This window comes from Gluconacetobacter takamatsuzukensis, from assembly GCF_014174275.1.
GTDB lineage: Bacteria > Pseudomonadota > Alphaproteobacteria > Acetobacterales > Acetobacteraceae > Gluconacetobacter > Gluconacetobacter takamatsuzukensis.
This window is the reverse complement of sequence record NZ_JABEQK010000001.1, coordinates 312,156-328,653: the sequence shown is the minus strand read 5'-3', so window position 1 is coordinate 328,653 and position 16,498 is coordinate 312,156. Positions and strand designations below refer to the sequence as shown.

The window sequence follows — 16,498 nt, the reverse complement described above, 5'->3', positions numbered from 1 at the left end:
CTCAGCCGGCCCCGTTTCCGGCGCTGTCGGTCTTGTGGGATGCTCTTGTTGCAATTTGTCATGTCGGCCACCTGACCGACCTTCACCCTGGGGACGCGCCTTGCAGAAATTTCCGATGACAGGCAAGGGCCTGCAACGGCTGGAAGATGAACTTCGCAAACTCAAGAGTGAAGAACGCCCCGCCGTGATCCGCGCGATCGCCGAGGCTCGCAGCCATGGCGACCTGTCGGAAAATGCCGAATACCACGCCGCCCGCGAACGCCAGTCCTTCATCGAGGGCCGGATTCTGGAACTGGAAGAAATCGTCTCCTCGGCCGAGGTCATCGATCCCTCGACCCTGTCCGGCGACCAGGTGAAATTCGGCGCCCAGGTCAGCCTGGTGGACGAGGAAACCGACAAGGAAGCCACCTACCAGATCGTCGGCGTGCACGAGGCCGACATCAAGCAGGGGCTGCTGTCCATTTCCTCGCCGCTGGCCAAGTCGCTGATCGGCAAGAAGATCGGCGATTCCGTCTCGGTCCCCGCCCCCGGCGGCGACCGGACCTACGAAATCCTGGCCGTCACCTACGGCTGAGGCCGTGGCGATGATCACGCTCGACGACATCCAGGCCGCCGCCGCCCGGATCGAGGGGCGCGTCCTGCGCACCCCCACGGTACCCTCGCACGCCCTTTCCAAGGCGACGGGGGCCGAGATCGTGCTGAAACTGGACAATCTCCAGGCCGTGGGGTCGTTCAAGGAGCGTGGCGCCGCCAACAAGCTGGCGCTGCTGACGCAAGAGGAACGCAGCCGCGGCGTCATCACCGTCTCGGCCGGCAACCACGCGCAGGGCGTCGCCCGTCATGCGTCGCTGCTGGGGATCGACGCGGTCATCGTCATGCCCCGCTTCACCCCCGCCGCCAAGGTCACGCGCACCGCCGCATGGGGCGCGCGCGTGGTGCTGTACGGCGACAATTTCGCCGAAGCCACCGCCCATGCCGATGCGCTGTGCGCGCAGGAAGGCCGCGTCTTCGTCCACCCGTACGACGACCCGGCGGTCATGGCCGGCCAGGGCACCTTCGCGCTCGAACTGTTCCAGGACGCCGGCCCGCTCGACGTCTTCGTCGGCCCCATCGGCGGCGGCGGCCTGCTCTCGGGCTGCGCCGTCGCCGCCGCCGCCCTGCGCCCCGGCATGGACATCGTCGGCGTGCAGGTCGAGGCCTATTCCTCCCTCTCCGATTTCCCGGGCGAGGAACTGACCCCGCCGGGTGGGGCCACCATCGCCGAAGGCATCGCGGTCATGCGCATCGGCCGCCAGCCGCTGGACGTGATCCGCGATCATGTCTCACGCGTGCTGGTGGTGCCCGAACGCGCGGTCGAGGACGCGATCACCCTGATGGCCGAGGGCGCCAAGCAGGTCAGCGAGGGCGCGGGCGCCGCCGCCCTCGCGGCGGTCATCACCTATCCCGAGCTGTTTCGCGGCAAGCGCGTCGCGCTGCCGGTCACGGGCGGCAATATCGACAGCCGCATCCTGGCCAACACCCTGCTGCGCACGCTCCTGCGCGACGGCCGGCTGCTGTGCCTCAAGATGGACATCCCCGACCGCCCGGGCATCCTGGCCGACATCTCGCGCAAGATCGGCGATGCCGGCGGCAATATCATCGAGGTCTCGCACCAGCGCCTCTTCACCGCCGCCAGCGTCCAGGCCGCCGAACTGGAAGTGATGATCGAGGCCCGCGACCCGGCCCACGCCCAGCAAATCATGGACGAACTGGCCAAGACCTACATCGTCCGCCGCGCGTAGGGGCGCGGGCCCCTACGTCTCGTCGATGGTAAAGCCGACCTTCAGCGTCACCTGGTAATGCCCGACCTGGCCGTTGACGACATGGCCGCGCGTGCTCACCACCTCGAACCAGCGGATGGCATGCACGCTGTCGGCCGCGCGCGAAAGCGCGCTGCCGATCGCGGCCTCGATCGAATCCGGCGACGACCCGACCAGCTCCACCACTTTATAGACATGCTCGGACATGATGTTCCTCCCTGTCCTGGTGGAGGAACAACGGGCCCCGCCGACAGGGGTTCCGGCCGGCCTACTTGGTGCCGAACAGCCGGTCCCCCGCGTCGCCCAGCCCGGGCCGGATATAACCGTGCGAATCCAGCTCCCGGTCGATCGAGCAGGTAATGACCTTCACATCGGGATGCGCCGCCGACAGAAACGCCACCCCTTCCGGCGCCGCCAGCAGGCAGACGAAGACAAGCTGCCGCACCCCCGCGCGCTTCAGCCGGTCGATCGCCGCCGACGCGCTGTGCCCGGTGGCCAGCATCGGGTCGACGACGATGCAGAAGCGCGCGTCGATATCCTCGGGCAACTTCATGTAATACTCGACCGGCTCCAGCGTCTCGGGGTCGCGGAACAGGCCGATATGCCCCACCCGCGCCGCCGGCAGCAGGTCCAGCATCCCGTCCAGGATGCCGTTGCCGGCCCGCAGGATCGACACCAGGCACAGCTTCTTGCCCGACAGCAGGCGCCCTTCCATGTGCTCCAGCGGCGTCTCGATCTCCACCGCTTCCAGCGGCAGGTCGCGCGTCGCCTCATAAGCCATCAGCAGGCTGATCTCGCGCGTCAGCCGGCGGAAACCGGCGGTGGACGTACTCGCCTGGCGCAGCCGCGTCAGCTTGTGCTGGACCAGCGGATGATCCAGCACCACCACGGGCGCGGCGGGGGGGGTTATCACATTCTCGCTCATGCACCCCTTTTACGGCAGATCGTGGCGGAATCGAAAGGGCTACCCGCCCTCTCAGGCGGCATCGGGCACAAAATTCAACGCAAGCCCGTTGATGCAGTAGCGCAGCCCCGTCGGCCGGGGCCCGTCGGGGAAGACATGCCCCAGATGCCCCTGGCATGACGCGCAATGGATTTCGGTCCTGACCATCCCGTGCGTGGAATCGGTCCGGCTTTCCACCGCATGGGGCAGCACGTCATAATAGGACGGCCAGCCGCTGCCGCTGTCATATTTGGTCTCGGAGCGAAACAGCGGCGTCCCGCAGGCCGCGCAACGATACAGCCCCGCCCGCTTTTCATGGTTCAGGGGGCTCGATCCCGGACGCTCCGTCCCGTGGTCGCGCATCACGCGGATCTGCTCGGGCGTCAGCGGGCCACATCCAGAGCCGCTGCCGCAGGCCGGCCCGTCCGTCGGGTCCGCTTCGTTCGATGTCATCACGCTTCCTCCATCCGGGGGCGCCGACATCACCGGGGCACCGCCCCTCCCGGGCCATTCGCAATCCCGGCAATCGGTGCCATCATGGACGACAAAATAACGGGAGAGAATACCCATGACCGACCAGACCCAGCTCCACCCCCGCCGTCCCGTCATGCTCGTCATCCTCGACGGGTTCGGCTGGCGCGAGGACGTGGCGGACAATGCCGTGCGCGCGGCCTACACCCCCACCTTCGACCGCCTGTGGCAGGAGGGCCCGCGCGCCTTCCTCAAGACATGTGGCGAGGATGTCGGCCTTCCGGAAGGCCAGATGGGCAATTCCGAGGTCGGGCATCTCAATATCGGCGCCGGCCGCGTCGTCATGCAGGAACTGCCGCGCATCTTCGCCGCCATCCGCGACGGCAGCCTGGCCGCCAACCCGGCCCTGGCCGAACTGATCGCCGCGGTGAAGAAAACCGGCGGCACCTGCCACCTGATGGGCCTGGTCTCGGCCGGCGGCGTCCATTCCCACCAGGACCACGCGGTGGCGCTGGCCCGAATCCTGGTCGATAACGGCGTACCGGTCGCCTTCCATGTCTTCACCGACGGGCGCGATACCCCGCCCCATTCGGGGCGCGACTTCGTCGCCCGCCTCCTCCGCGACCTGCCGCCCGCCGTCACCATCGCCACCATCTCCGGCCGCTATTTCGCCATGGACCGCGACCGCCGCTGGGACCGGGTGGAGAAGGCCTACGACGCCATCGTCGCCGCCCAGGGCCCGCACGGCGACGACCCGCTGACGGTGCTCGATGCCGCCTACAAGGCCGGCACCACCGACGAATTCCTCCCCCCGACCGTCCTGGGCGCCTATGCGGGCATGAAGGACGGCGACGCCATCCTGTCCTTCAATTTCCGCGCCGACCGCATCCGCCAGCTGCTGGACGCGGTGCTGGAGAAGGATTTCCAGGGCTTCCCGCGCGCGCGCGTGGTCCATGTCGCGGCCGCCGTGGGCATGACGCGCTACAGCGACCGCCTGGCCGCGCTCATCGGCGTGCTGTTCCCCCCCCAATCGCTCGACGACCTGCTGGGCGAGGTGGTCTCCCGGGCCGGCCTGCGCCAGCTGCGCATGGCCGAGACCGAGAAATACCCCCACGTCACCTACTTCCTCAACGGCGGCAAGGAAGGCGAACTGCCCGGCGAGGACCGGATCATGGTCCCCTCCCCCAAGGTCGCGACCTACGACCTCAAGCCGGAAATGTCCGCCCCCGAACTGACCGAAAAAGCCGTCCAGGCCATCAACAGCGGCACCTACGACCTGATCATCCTCAATTACGCCAACCCCGACATGGTCGGGCATACCGGCGTCTTCACCGCGGCGGTCAAGGCGATCGAGGCCGTGGACCGTGGCCTCAAGCAACTGGTCGAGGCCATCCACCGCCAGCGCGGCGCCATCCTCGTCACCGCCGACCACGGCAACGCCGAAACCATGTTCGACCCCGAAACCGGCGGCCCGCACACCGCCCACACGCTCAACGTGGTGCCCGTGGTCCTGTCCGGCGTGCGGGAGGTCGGACTGCACGACGGCCGCCTGGCCGACCTTGCCCCCACCCTGCTGGCCCTGATGGGCCTGCCCAAACCCGCCGCGATGACCGGCAATTCCCTGCTGGCCCCCAAACACGGCTTCTGAAATGTCTGTCCGGAAACGCGCGCCGGCCGTGCCGCTTCGCGACATTCTCGCTCACCAGCCCACGTTTCCGGACAGACAATCCCCATCATTTCGCCAAAGCGCGCTGGCAGCCATCAGCCTGGCCGCCGCCCTCGCCGTCCCCGGCCCATCCACTGCCGCCCCGGCACACACATCCCACGCCAGTCCGCACCACCATCCCACGCGGCACACCAGCCAGGGCACGGCAGCCGACAACCAGGCGGCCGCTGCCCGCCGCGCGGTCGCACAAGCCCGCGCCGTCCAGCAGGCACTGGTCGCCCGCCAGCAGCTCCAGGCCCGCGACCTGGCGGCCCGCACAGCCGCCCGCGACGCCGCCCGCGCCCAGGCCCGCCAGGACACCGCCCGCGCTGCCGCGCTGTCCGAAGCGACCGTCGACGCCACCACGCAATTGCAGCAGACCGAACAGCAGACCGCCGAACTCACCGACCGCGTCGCCGTCCTTCGGGCGGAGCAGACCCGGCTGCGCACGGAACTGGACCGCGACTCGGCCGCCGTCACCCCGCTGCTGCCGCTGGCGGCGCGGCTGGCGCACTACCCCGCCGACACGCTGCTGGCCGCCCCGGTCCCGCCCGACCGGGCGATCGCGGGGCTGCTGGTCATCCAGGGCCTGTCCGCGCAGCTCGAACGACAGGCCGGCGCCATCCGCGCCCGCCGCGCCGTGCTGGCGGGGCTGGACGCCGACCTGGCGCGCGAGGGCGCCCGATTGGCGGATCTGCAACAGCGGCAGACAGCGCAGCGCGACAGCGTCGCCCGCGCCGCCGAGGCCGCGCGCCAGGCCCAGCAGCGGTCGAACAGCGCCGCCACCCAGGCCGCCCGGCAGGTCGAGGACGCCACCCGCAAGGCCAGCAGCCTCCAGGACGCCGTCAACCGCATCGAGGCCCTGGAAAAAGCCGCCGAAGACCAGCTGGAACAGGCCGCCGAAGCCGCAGCAAGGGCCCACCGCGCCGACGAGGCCGCATCCGCCCGCGCCCGCGCCGCCGCCATCGCCCAGGGCCCCGGCCCGGGGCTCAGCGCCGCGCCCCCCGGCCGGCCGGCCGGCCGGGGGGCCCCGGTGGCGGGCACGATCGTCACCGGCTGGGGCGCGGCGACCGAGGCCGGCCCGGCCACCGGCATCACCTACGCCCCGCCCTCGGGCGCCACCGTGCGTACCCCCTGCGCGGGGCAGGTCGATTTCGCCGGCGCGTTCCGTTCCTACGGCCAGATGGTCATCCTCAATTGCGGGCGCCAGTATCGCTTCGTCCTGGCCGGACTGGGGGGCCTCGCCGTCACGACAGGCCAGGCGCTGGCCCACGGCGCCCCCGTGGGCCGCATGCCCGACTGGGCCGGCCAGGGCACCCGCCCCACCCTGTTCGTGCAATTGCGGCACGGCGGCGGCACGGTCGATCCCGCCCCGTTTCTGTAGTCCCGGCGCGGACTCCCCCTCTGGGCAGTTTCCGCCCGGCGCGAGTTCGGTATAAGATCGTGGAAATGACGATGGTCCGCACCGTTCCGGACGGCGCGGGGCCCCCACCGTCCACGGCAGGGGCGGTTTCACTCAGGAGACGCATGGTATGACGTTCCGCACCGGCCTGCTGCTTGGCTGCGCCTTTCTGGCAGGCATCGCGGCGGGGCCACAGATCGCCCACCTCTCGCTTCCGGGCGGGAACAGCCTGACCTCCAACGCCCTCGCCGCCAGCCTGTCCAAGGACGGCGATTCGGATTCGCCGGCCGAGAATTTTCGCCTTCTGTCCCTGTTCGGCCATGTGCTGGAACAGGTGAAGACGAATTACGTCGACCAGGTGTCGAACCGCGAACTGATCATCAACGCGCTGAACGGCATGCTGAGCGGCCTCGACCCGCACAGTTCCTACATGACCGAGAAACAGTACGCCGACCTCCAGACCCGCACGAAGGGCGAGTTCGGCGGCCTGGGGCTGGAAGTCCAGGCCGAGGACAGCCACATCCGCGTCGTCTCCCCCATCGACGACACCCCCGCCGCCAAGGCCGGCATCAAGCCCGGCGACTATATCGTCGCCATCGACGGCAAGAATATCGACGGCCTCCCGCTCGATGACGCCGTGCAGCGCATGCGCGGCAAGCCCGACACCAAGATCTCCCTGACCCTGATCCGCGAGAAGACGCCCAAGCCGATCATCGTGACGATGACGCGGGCGATCATCCATATCCAGGTCATCAAGTCGGCCCTGTACGATTCGACCGGCTATATCCGGGTCTCGGAATTCAACGAGGAAACCTCGCCGGGGCTGGAAGCCGCCTACCGCAAGCTCAAGGCAGATGCCCACGGCCACCTGACCGGCCTGGTGCTGGACCTGCGCTCCGACCCGGGCGGATTGCTGAACCAGGCGATCGCGGTCAGCTCCGATTTCATCCGCAATGGCGAAATCGTCTCGACCCGCGCCCGCCACGCGCAGGAAAGCCAGCGCTGGGACGCGCACGGCACCGACATCACCGACGGCCTGCCGATGGTGGTCCTCATCAACGGCGGCTCGGCCTCGGCCAGCGAAATCGTCGCCGGCGCCCTGCAGGACCATCAGCGCGCCGTGCTGGTGGGCGAGAAATCCTTCGGCAAGGGATCGGTGCAGACCATCCTGCCGATCCCCGGCGACGGCGCGCTGCGCCTGACCACGGCGCGCTACTACACCCCGTCGGGCCGCTCCATCCAGGGCCTGGGCATCGTCCCCGACGTGGCGGTGCGCGAAACCCGCGAAGACCCCGGCTACAGCATCCGCGAGGCCGATCTCAGCCACATCATCAAGAACCAGGGCGGCAACACCGCCAAGCCGCCGGCGCGCGTCGACCTGCCGCCGATCGTCTCGTCCATCCCCGGCGAACCGCCGGCCAACTGGCCCGCCTTCGACCTGACCAAGCCCGCCACCGACTTCCAGTTGCAGCAGGGGCTCAAGATCGTCCGCGCCATGGCGGCCGGCCCCCATACGGCGGATGCCGCACCGGCCAACCTGCCGCGTCATGACTGACGCGGCGTCCCTGCCCTATCGCCGCAATGTCGGGGCCCTGCTGTTCAACGACCGGGGGCAGATCCTGATCGGGCGGCGCACCGACATGCCCGGCGCGGGCGGCCCGCTGGAAGAGGGCGTGTGGCAATGCCCCCAGGGCGGCATCGACGAGGGCGAAGCCCCCGAGCAGGCCGTCCTGCGCGAACTGCACGAGGAAATCGGGACGGATCGCGCCGAAATCATCGCCACCCACCCCCAATGGCTGACCTACGATCTGCCGGCGGCACTGGTGGGCAAGGTGCTCGGCGGCCGCTATCGCGGCCAGACCCAGAAATGGTTCGCCCTGCGCTTCACCGGCACCGACACCGACATCCGCCTCGACGCCCACCAGCCGGCCGAATTCGACGCTTGGCAATGGATCGACCTGGCCACGCTGCCCCAGCGCAATGTCGGCTTCAAGCGCGACATCTACCTCACCCTGGCACGCGACTTCGCCGCCTGCGCGCAGCCACGACCTTAACGCAGGCTACGAAGCCTCGCGGCACAATGCCGGCAGAACATGCCGGCTCAGCAGCGGGGCCAGCCGGATCGGCGGGTCGTCCGTGCCCGCCACATCCAGCCACAGCATCTCCGCGATCTCCGCCGCGATAACGGGCACGCCATCCAGATCGCCGCAATAGATCGCCGCCCGCACGACACACCCCGGCTCATTGGCCGCCGGCGCCTCGAAGCGCCCCAGCAGCACCAGCCCCTCCGGGCGCAGCCGGCAGCCCAGTTCCTCATGCAACTCCCGTTGCAGGGTCTCGGCCTCGCTCTCCTCCGGCTCGCCCTTGCCGCCCGGCAGCATGAAGCTGGCGGTGCCGCGCTTGCGCACCACCAGCAACGCCCCATCCCGCACGATCGCGGCCGCAACGACGCAGATCACGCGCCCGGCGGCTTTCCGGCGGGCGCTCAATGCCCGGCCGACGGCTTCTTGCCGCCTCCCTTGATGGGCGACAGCAGGAAGCAGAATGGCACGACCAGAAACGCCCCGATGCCGAGGATCATGAACACCTCATTATAGGCCAGGATCGCAATCTGCCGCGTGAACTCGACGAACAGCCGATGCTGCGCCACGGCGTCCAGCGCCCCCTGCGCCACACCGCGCCCGGCGGCGGCCTGCCGCGCATGCGCCAGATAATCGTTATAGGGCTGATGGAACGGCGTCATCCAATGCACCATCTGCGTCTGATGCGCCTGGCGGATCTCCGTCAGCATGGCAGTCGAGCCCGAAATCGCGATCGACCCCAGCACATTGCGCGCCATGCTGAACAGTGCGGAGGCATCCCCGTTCAGCTCGCGCGGCAGGGTGGCGAAGGTGATGGTCGAAATCGGCACGAACAGAAAGGCCAGGCTGGCCGTCTGGGTCATGCGGAAGAACACCAGATGCCGGAAATCCAGCAACGGCACCAGATGCGCCGACCAGAACAGCGACACCCCCATGAAGAAGAAGCCCATCGCGATCAGCGTCCGCAGGCTCAGATATTTCATCGACCGCCCGACCAGCGGGATCAGGATGATGACCGCGATTCCACCGGGCGAAAGGATCAGCCCCGACAGCGTGGCGGTATAGCCCATCACCTGCTGCGCATATTGCGGCACGATGATCGCGGCGGCATAGAGCAGCGCACCCACGGCCCCGATCAGCAGCGTGCCGGTCGCGAAATTGCGGTCCTTGAACACGCGCAGGTCCACCGCCGGCCTTTTGGTCCGCAGCAGCCAGACCACCGCGCCGCCGATCCCCAGCACCGCCAGCACCGCCATGGTGCGGATCATCGACGACCCGAACCAGTCCTCGTCCTCGCCACGATCGACCGCGACTTCCAGGCAGCCGAACCCGATGGCGATCAGCCCGATCCCCACAATGTCCAGCGGCGCCTTCTGCTTGCCCGCCCACGGCGGGTCCTCGACGATCATCGACACGGCAAACGTCGCCGCCAGCCCCACCGGCACGTTGATGAAGAAGATCCAGCGCCAGGAATAATTGTCGGTGATCCACCCCCCCAGCGCCGGCCCGATGACGGGTGCGACGATGGTCGCGATCGCCGTCAGCCCGAACGCCGCCGCCCGCCGCTCAGGCGGGAACGTATCGAGGATGATCGATTGCTGGTTGGGCTGCAGCCCCCCGCCGAAGAACCCCTGCATCAGCCGGAACACGATCAGTTCCGGCAGGCTGGTCGCCATGCCGCACAGGAACGACGACACGGTGAACATGAAGATACAGATCAGGAAATAGCGTTTCCGGCCCAGCAGCTTTCCCAACCATCCCGAAATGGTCAGCACGATGCCGTTGGCCACCAGGTACGATGTCAGGGTCCAGGTCGCATCGTCGTAGGTCGAGGACAGGCTGCCCGCGATATGCGGCAGCGAGACATTGACGATGGTCGTGTCCAGGATTTCCATGAACGCGGCCACCGTCACGACGACCGCGATCAGCCATGGATTCGCCCGGGGCTTCCACGGCTTTTCCGCCGGGGGCTGCCCCGCCGGAGCGGACGCACCGGCCACCGGGCTGTCGCTCATTCCGTGTGCACCGTCGGCACGACCGACAGGCCCAGCGTCAGCGGCAGGTCGGGCCGCATGCCCTGGTCGATCAGGATCTTCACCGGCACGCGCTGCACGATCTTCACATAGTTGCCCGTCGCGTTCTCGGGCGGGAAGGCGCTGAAGGTGGCCCCCGTCCCAAGTTGCACCGAATCCACATGCCCCTTCAGGTTCAGGAACGGATAGGCATCGACCGCGATATCCACCTTCTGCCCCGGCCGCATATGGGCCATCTGGGTTTCCTTGTAATTCGCGATCACCCAGACTTCCGGCTCGACGACCGCAAAAATCGACTGCCCCTCGCTGACGAAGCTGCCGCGCTCGATATTGCGCTGCGAAATCCAGCCATCATGCGGGGCACGGATTTCCGTCCAGCCCAGGTTCAGCTCGGCCTGCGCCAGTTGCGCCCGCGCCTGCGCGATCTGCGCGTCATACTGGCTGATCCGCGTCTGGGTGTTCGAGATATTGGCCTGCACCGGCTCGGCGATCCGCAGATTGCCCTCGGCCTGCGTCACCTGCGCCTTGGCGGCCTGGAGCGCCGCGGTGGCGTAATCGATATCCTGCTGCGTGGTCGCGGCACGCGCCACGGCATGCTGGCGGCGATAATCGGTCTCGGCGCGGAACTGCTGCGCCTGCGCGGCCTGCAACTGCCCCTGCGCCATCAGCAGGCGACCGGGGAAATCCTTCTGCGCGACCGCCAGGCCGAACTGCGCCCCGGCCGCCTGGGCCTCCGCGATCTGCAACGTCGCCGCCGCATTGTCGCGCGCCGCGCGATAGTCGCGGTCGTCGATCCGCGCCAGAAGCTGCCCGGCATGGACGAACTGGTTGTCGTTCACCAGCAGTTCCGTGACATAGCCGCGCACATGCGGCGCGATGGTCACGGCCCGCCCGGCGGTGAACGCATCGTCCGTCTCGACATCGTGCCGGGTCAGGAACCAGTAGAGCCCGGCCCCTACGGCCAGGCCGACCACGAACAGGATCAGGCCGACACGGACCAGCGGGTTGGGTTTCTTCTTGCGCGATTCTTCCGGCTTGTCGCCCGACCCTGCGCCGTCTTGCTCGGCCATACGGTTCCTCTTGACTTCCAGCTCATGGCGCCGGCCCGATCGAATGACCGAACCGGTCGGTCAATCCATGGCACGAAGAACCCGATCCATCAACCGCCCTGCCCGACGACCGTGCGGAAAAGCCTACGCCAACCCCATCAGGGACGACTCAGAGACCGAAAGCCTGGGTCCGTACCATGCGGGCATACAGCCCGTCGGCCGCCATCAGCTCGGCATGGGTGCCGCATTCCACACCCTGCCCGTCTGCCAGCACCACGACCAGATCGGCCGAACGCACGGTCGACAGCCGATGGGCCACCACGATGGTCGTCCGCCCCTGCCGCAACTGGCCCAGCGCCTCCTGCACCAGCGCCTCGCTCTCGCTGTCCAGGGCACTGGTCGCCTCGTCCAGCAGCAGCACGCGCGGATCGCGCAGCAGGGCCCGCGCCAGGGCAACCCGCTGCCGCTGCCCGCCCGACAGGCGCTGCCCGCCGGGGCCGACGCGGGTAGCGAATCCCTCGGGCAACGCGTCGATAAAGGGCTCCGCCGCCGCCGCCCGCGCCGCCGCGCGGATCTCGCCATCCGTCGCCGTCGGCCGCCCGACCCGGATATTCTCGGCCACCGACAGGTCGAACAGCAGCGTATCCTGGCTCACATAGGCGATGGCATCGCGCAGGTCGGCCAGACGCACGGCACGTAGATCCGCCCCATCCAGCACGATCCGTCCGCCACTGACATCGTGCAGGCGCGGGATCAGCGACAGCGCGGTCGATTTTCCGGCCCCCGAGGGCCCGACCAGCGCCACCGTCAACCCCGGCCAGGCCTCGAACGTCAGCCCGTCCAGCCCCACCCGCCCATCGGGATAGACGAACGACGCCCCCTCGAAGCGCAGATGCCCGTTGCCCCCGGGCAGCGGCCGGGCATCGGGGGCCTCCACGATATCGGCCGGCTCGTCGATCACGGCAAAGATCCGCTCCAGCCCGGCAAAACCTTCCTGCATCGCGGCATTCAGCGATCCCAGCGCCCGCAGCGGCCGCGACGCCAGCAGCAGCGCCGCCACGAAGCCGGAAAAATCCCCCAGCGTCGCCCCGCCCAGCGCCGCGCGCCATCCGGCAAAGCCCAGCACGGCCGCCACGGCAGCCCCACCCAGCACCTCCAGCACCGGATCGACCCGCGCCCGTCCCCGGGCAATGCGCAGGAGTGCGGCATGCAACTGGTCGAACGCATGGTCGACCCGCTTCGCCTCGGCCTGCTCCAGCCGATAGACGCGCACGGTACGCGCCTGGGAAAAGCTCTCGGTCAGCAGCGCCGAGGTCTCGCCCATCCGCTCCTGCATGCCGCCCGAGGCCCGCCGCACCTTCTTGCCCAGGCGCTGGATCGGCACCGCCGCGATCGGATACAGCACGGCCGCGATCAGGCTCAGCTCCCAGTCCATGTAGAACATGGACACCACCAGCCCCGCGACGGTGACGACATCGCCCAGCGAATTGACGACCCGGATCATCGCCTCGCGGATCGAGACCGCATCGGTGGTAAAGCGGGCCGCAAGCTGCGCCGGCGCCTCGCGCTCCACCCGCGCGATGTCGGCATGCAGCAGATGAGCGAACATCCGCTCCTGCAACCCGCGAATCACCACCAGCACCAGGTTCTGCACCGCAACGGTCTGGCCGTATTGCGACAGCGCCTTGGCGGTCGTGATCAGGATCACCAGCGCCGGCACCTGGTAGAGAATGCGCGGATCATGGTCAGCGAACATGTCCAGCGCCCGCTGGATGACCAGCGGATACAGGCCGGTCAGCGACGCCATCAGGATGGTCAGCCCGATCACCGCCGCGATCCGGGCGCGATGGCGGCGCACATCCTCGCGCCACACGCGCCGCAGCAGATCCATGCCCCGCTCGCGCGCATCGGCACCCGCCGGCCGGCCCGGCGGCGGCACAGGCGGGGAAGAAACCGGGGTCCGGGACGAAACGACGTTCATGCAGCCCTTTAACAAGCCGGGGTTAACAAGGAAAGCAACGCCGCCCGTCAGGCAGCAGGCCCGGCGGCCACCAGCCGCTCCAGATACGCCAGGCACTCCCGCCGCCCGGCCCGGCACCCGCCCGCGTGCCACCAGCCGCGCACCTGCGCCAGCACCTGCCCCACCTGCGGGCCGGGCGTCATCCCGGCCTCCACCAGGTCCCGCCCGGCAAGCGGAAACACCGGCCGCGCCCGCGCCAGCAGGTCGGCCCGCAACGCGTCCCATGCCGCCGACCGCGCCCCCAGCCGCTCCGCCTGAAGCCGCCAGCTCCGCCCGACCAGGGCCTGCGCCGGCTCGTCCGCCAGCAGGCGCCGGCGCCCGTCCTCATCCATCGCCGGATCGGGCGGCGCCCCCGACCGGACCGCCGCCAGCGCCGCCGTCTCGGCCCGCGACAGCCGCAGCCGGCCCGCCAGCATGTCCGGCGCCGCCCGCGCCAGCACCGCCAGACGCAGCACCGGATCGTCCGGCGCCCCGGTCGCGATCAGCCGCTCCAGCGCCGGCAGGTCGCAGCCCTCCGGCAGCAGACAGGCCAGCACCCCGGATTCGTCCATCAGCGCCAGCGTCGCCACCACCGCCGGCCCGGCGAGGATGCGCCGCAATTCCGACCACACCCGCTCGGCCGAAAGCCGGGCCAGCCCGTCCCGACACGCCCCGATCGCCGCCATCGCCGCCGCATCGGGCACGCCCCGCCCATAGCGGGCATGGAAGCGGAAGAAACGCAGCACCCGCAGCGCATCCTCGCGAATGCGCGCCGACGCGTCGCCGACAAAGCGCACCCGTCCGGCCGCCAGATCCACCCGGCCGCCGAAATAATCGTGCACTACCCCGTCCCGGTCGCAGGACATTGCGTTGATCGTGAAATCCCGTCGCGCCGCATCCTCTTGCCAGTCGGCGGTCCAGGCCACCACCGCATGCCGCCCGTCGGTCCGCTCGTCCCGCCGCAGGGTCGTGATCTCGTAGGGGCGGCCGTCGATCACCGCCGTCACCGTGCCGTGGGCCAGCCCCGTGGCCACGACCTTGACCCCGGCCGCCGCCAGAATCGCCTGCACGCGCTCGGGCGGTTCCGGCGTGGCCATGTCGATGTCGGCCACCGCCCGTCCGGCCAGCAGGTCGCGCACCACCCCGCCGACCAGCCGCGCATCCGGCAGCAGCGCCCACAGCCGCGCCAGCCCACACCGCACATCCGGCGGCAGCGCCGCCAGCCGGTCCGCCAGTTCGCCGGCCGGGCCGTCGCCCGGATTCAGCGCCCGTCCCCCGCCGGCAGGCACGAGAGCGGGAAAAAGACGTTCTGGCTCCACACGCCCAGGCACGGCACCCCGCGACAAGTGCCGGGAACCGCAAGGGCCGCCAGTTCGTAATAGACCGCACGGGCAATCCGGGCCTGGATCGGATACGCCCCGGCGCCGTCGCGCACATGCAGATAGGGAACAGGGCCGGTGCCGCATTCCTCGCAGGGAACATCCCATTCGGCCTGGATCGCATGGTCCGGCCCCGCGCACACCACCAGATCCACATTCGTGCGAAAGGACAGGACCTGATCGCGCCCGCAGCCGCTCCAATGCAGCTCCATCGCCACGAACGGCGCGTCCTCGACCTCGATCGTGCCGCGCTCGGTCGGCGTCTGCAGCCAGTACGTCCCCTCGGCATCCCGCGTCAGCACCGACGCGAACAGGCAGACCATCGGCTTGCGACGGATCGGCGTGCCGCGATAAAGCCACGTCCCGTCGCGCTGGATGCGGAACGGCAACGCCCCGCATGACGACGACGCGGAAGGCATGGCAGGCCGGGAGGAGCATTGGGCGCCGTCGAAAGCCGAGACGGCGTTCCTGTTCAGATCGTCAGCCAACTGCATAACCCACGCCTGTTGAATCATCCGACCCCCGATATAGGGATCATCCCCGACTTGATGAAACCCCCAGACCTGTCAGATTGAGCGCATGACGATATCGGACGCCCTGCCCCCCGCCTCCGGCACCGCGCCGGGCCTGCCTCCCTTCGCGGCCGCGACCGCCGCCGCCGACCTGGCGCAGGCCGAGCGCCTGGGCGGGCTTCTCCAGGCCGCACGGGCCGAAATCGGCCGCGTCATCCATGGCCAGCGCACGGTCATCGACCAGACGCTGACCAGCATCCTGGCCGGCGGCCACACGCTGCTGGTCGGCGCGCCGGGCCTGGGCAAGACCCTGCTGGTCACGACATTGGGAACGGTGCTGGGCCTGGAGGCGCGGCGCGTGCAGTTCACCCCGGACCTGATGCCGTCCGACATCACCGGCAGCGAGATTCTGGATGAGGACGAGCACGGCCGCCGCAGCTTCCGCTTCGTCCCCGGCCCGGTCTTCTGCCAGTTGCTGATGGCCGACGAAATCAACCGCGCCAGCCCCCGCACCCAGTCGGCCCTGCTGCAGGCCATGCAGGAACACCGGGTGGCCATCGCCGGCACCGACCACAGGCTGCCGCACCCGTTCCACGTCCTCGCCACCCAGAACCCGATCGAGCAGGAGGGCACCTACCCGCTGCCCGAGGCCCAGCTCGACCGTTTCATGCTCCAGATCCCCCTGGGCTTCCCCGACGAGGCCGCGGAACGCGCGATGCTGCTGGCCACCACCGGTAGCCAGGACATCGTACCGCGCCCGGTACTGACCGACCGCGACCTGACCGAGGCCCAGCGCCTAGTCCGTGCCCTGCCGGTCGGCGACCGGGTCGTGGACGCCATCGTGCGGCTGGTCCGCGCCGCCCGGCCGGAAACGACGCAGGACCCCACCATCCGCGACTCCGTGGCCTGGGGCCCCGGCCCCCGCGCCGCGCAGGCGCTAATGCTGGCCACCCGCGCCCGCGCGCTGCTCGACGGCCGCCTGTCGCCCAGCATCGACGACATCGCGGCCCTGGCGCAGCCGGTGCTGGCGCATCGCATGGCCCTGACCTTCACCGCCCGGGCCGAGAACCGGCGCCTGCCGGACCTGATCGACGGCCTGCTCCGCACGCTGGACTGACCGTCGCG

The 16,498-nt window shown here is 69.5% G+C and carries 16 protein-coding genes; 7 read left to right on the top strand and 9 right to left on the bottom strand.

The window, feature by feature from the left end; all coding sequences use genetic code 11:
* Window positions 1-100: 100 nt before the first annotated feature.
* The gene (gene greA, locus HLH27_RS01480) at window positions 101-574 is read left to right on the top strand and encodes a transcription elongation factor GreA (RefSeq protein ID WP_182947311.1); all 474 of its coding nucleotides are present in this window, start codon (window positions 101-103) and stop codon (window positions 572-574) included.
* Between the two features lie 10 nt (window positions 575-584).
* Complete coding sequence (locus HLH27_RS01475) at window positions 585-1,781, top strand: threonine ammonia-lyase (protein WP_182947500.1); 1,197 nt, start codon at window positions 585-587, stop codon at window positions 1,779-1,781.
* 12 nt (window positions 1,782-1,793) lie between these two features.
* On the opposite strand, the gene HLH27_RS01470 is transcribed toward HLH27_RS01475, so the two are convergent.
* The 3 genes from HLH27_RS01470 to msrB all read right to left on the bottom strand — a co-directional run bounded on the left by HLH27_RS01470 (window position 1,794) and on the right by msrB (window position 3,195).
* The gene (locus HLH27_RS01470) at window positions 1,794-2,006 is read right to left on the bottom strand and encodes a dodecin (RefSeq protein ID WP_182947310.1); all 213 of its coding nucleotides are present in this window, start codon (window positions 2,004-2,006) and stop codon (window positions 1,794-1,796) included.
* A gap of 61 nt (window positions 2,007-2,067) precedes the next feature.
* Window positions 2,068-2,712, bottom strand: a complete 645-nt coding sequence (gene upp, locus HLH27_RS01465; protein ID WP_408870766.1) for a uracil phosphoribosyltransferase — start codon at window positions 2,710-2,712, stop codon at window positions 2,068-2,070.
* A gap of 63 nt (window positions 2,713-2,775) precedes the next feature.
* Window positions 2,776-3,195, bottom strand: a complete 420-nt coding sequence (gene msrB, locus HLH27_RS01460; protein WP_182947308.1) for a peptide-methionine (R)-S-oxide reductase MsrB — start codon at window positions 3,193-3,195, stop codon at window positions 2,776-2,778.
* 115 nt (window positions 3,196-3,310) lie between these two features.
* Between msrB and gpmI the strand changes: the two genes are divergently transcribed.
* From gpmI to HLH27_RS01440, 4 genes are all read left to right on the top strand, one after another.
* Window positions 3,311-4,861, top strand: coding sequence for a 2,3-bisphosphoglycerate-independent phosphoglycerate mutase (gpmI, locus tag HLH27_RS01455; RefSeq protein ID WP_182947307.1), 1,551 nt, complete (start codon window positions 3,311-3,313; stop codon window positions 4,859-4,861).
* Between the two features lies 1 nt (window position 4,862).
* Entirely contained in the window at window positions 4,863-6,302 is a 1,440-nt protein-coding gene (locus HLH27_RS01450) for a murein hydrolase activator EnvC family protein (RefSeq protein WP_182947306.1), read from the top strand.
* Between the two features lie 148 nt (window positions 6,303-6,450).
* Window positions 6,451-7,875 (top strand): S41 family peptidase, encoded by a 1,425-nt coding sequence (locus HLH27_RS01445; RefSeq protein WP_182947305.1) that lies wholly within the window; start codon window positions 6,451-6,453, stop codon window positions 7,873-7,875.
* The gene (locus HLH27_RS01440; protein WP_182947304.1) at window positions 7,868-8,374 is read left to right on the top strand and encodes an RNA pyrophosphohydrolase; all 507 of its coding nucleotides are present in this window, start codon (window positions 7,868-7,870) and stop codon (window positions 8,372-8,374) included. The genes HLH27_RS01445 and HLH27_RS01440 overlap by 8 nt, the downstream gene beginning before the upstream one ends.
* Before the next feature lie 6 nt (window positions 8,375-8,380).
* Here HLH27_RS01440 and HLH27_RS01435 read toward each other — a convergent pair whose 3' ends face one another.
* From HLH27_RS01435 to HLH27_RS01410, 6 genes are all read right to left on the bottom strand, one after another.
* Window positions 8,381-8,779 carry an NUDIX hydrolase gene (locus HLH27_RS01435; RefSeq protein WP_338029812.1) on the bottom strand — a complete coding sequence of 133 codons (399 nt, stop codon included), beginning with the start codon at window positions 8,777-8,779 and terminating at the stop codon, window positions 8,381-8,383.
* Between the two features lie 26 nt (window positions 8,780-8,805).
* Complete coding sequence (locus tag HLH27_RS01430; RefSeq protein WP_275943876.1) at window positions 8,806-10,416, bottom strand: DHA2 family efflux MFS transporter permease subunit; 1,611 nt, start codon at window positions 10,414-10,416, stop codon at window positions 8,806-8,808.
* Complete coding sequence (locus HLH27_RS01425) at window positions 10,413-11,504, bottom strand: HlyD family secretion protein (RefSeq protein ID WP_182947302.1); 1,092 nt, start codon at window positions 11,502-11,504, stop codon at window positions 10,413-10,415. Before HLH27_RS01425 ends, HLH27_RS01430 begins: the two co-directional genes overlap by 4 nt.
* Before the next feature lie 148 nt (window positions 11,505-11,652).
* Window positions 11,653-13,374, bottom strand: coding sequence for an ABC transporter ATP-binding protein (locus tag HLH27_RS01420; protein WP_246375295.1), 1,722 nt, complete (start codon window positions 13,372-13,374; stop codon window positions 11,653-11,655).
* 137 nt (window positions 13,375-13,511) lie between these two features.
* Complete coding sequence (locus tag HLH27_RS01415; RefSeq protein ID WP_246375361.1) at window positions 13,512-14,717, bottom strand: CCA tRNA nucleotidyltransferase; 1,206 nt, start codon at window positions 14,715-14,717, stop codon at window positions 13,512-13,514.
* Window positions 14,718-14,743: 26 nt separating this feature from the next.
* Window positions 14,744-15,280 carry a DUF1285 domain-containing protein gene (locus HLH27_RS01410; RefSeq protein WP_246375359.1) on the bottom strand — a complete coding sequence of 179 codons (537 nt, stop codon included), beginning with the start codon at window positions 15,278-15,280 and terminating at the stop codon, window positions 14,744-14,746.
* 160 nt (window positions 15,281-15,440) lie between these two features.
* On the opposite strand from HLH27_RS01410, the gene HLH27_RS01405 reads away from it, so the two are divergent.
* On the top strand, window positions 15,441-16,490 hold the full coding sequence (locus HLH27_RS01405) for an AAA family ATPase (RefSeq protein ID WP_182947299.1): 1,050 nt from the start codon (window positions 15,441-15,443) through the stop codon (window positions 16,488-16,490).
* Window positions 16,491-16,498: the final 8 nt, after the last annotated feature.

Coding starts and splice junctions, on each gene's coding strand:
- HLH27_RS01475 (WP_182947500.1), top strand. CDS start 585: ATGATCACGCTCGACGACATCCAGGCCGCCGCCGCCCGGATCGAGGGG.
- HLH27_RS01470 (WP_182947310.1), bottom strand. CDS start 2,006: ATGTCCGAGCATGTCTATAAAGTGGTGGAGCTGGTCGGGTCGTCGCCG.
- msrB (WP_182947308.1), bottom strand. CDS start 3,195: ATGACATCGAACGAAGCGGACCCGACGGACGGGCCGGCCTGCGGCAGC.
- gpmI (WP_182947307.1), top strand. CDS start 3,311: ATGACCGACCAGACCCAGCTCCACCCCCGCCGTCCCGTCATGCTCGTC.
- HLH27_RS01450 (WP_182947306.1), top strand. CDS start 4,863: ATGTCTGTCCGGAAACGCGCGCCGGCCGTGCCGCTTCGCGACATTCTC.
- HLH27_RS01445 (WP_182947305.1), top strand. CDS start 6,451: ATGACGTTCCGCACCGGCCTGCTGCTTGGCTGCGCCTTTCTGGCAGGC.
- HLH27_RS01440 (WP_182947304.1), top strand. CDS start 7,868: ATGACTGACGCGGCGTCCCTGCCCTATCGCCGCAATGTCGGGGCCCTG.
- HLH27_RS01430 (WP_275943876.1), bottom strand. CDS start 10,416: ATGAGCGACAGCCCGGTGGCCGGTGCGTCCGCTCCGGCGGGGCAGCCC.
- HLH27_RS01425 (WP_182947302.1), bottom strand. CDS start 11,504: ATGGCCGAGCAAGACGGCGCAGGGTCGGGCGACAAGCCGGAAGAATCG.
- HLH27_RS01420 (WP_246375295.1), bottom strand. CDS start 13,374: ATGGATCTGCTGCGGCGCGTGTGGCGCGAGGATGTGCGCCGCCATCGC.
- HLH27_RS01410 (WP_246375359.1), bottom strand. CDS start 15,280: ATGCCTTCCGCGTCGTCGTCATGCGGGGCGTTGCCGTTCCGCATCCAG.
- HLH27_RS01405 (WP_182947299.1), top strand. CDS start 15,441: ATGACGATATCGGACGCCCTGCCCCCCGCCTCCGGCACCGCGCCGGGC.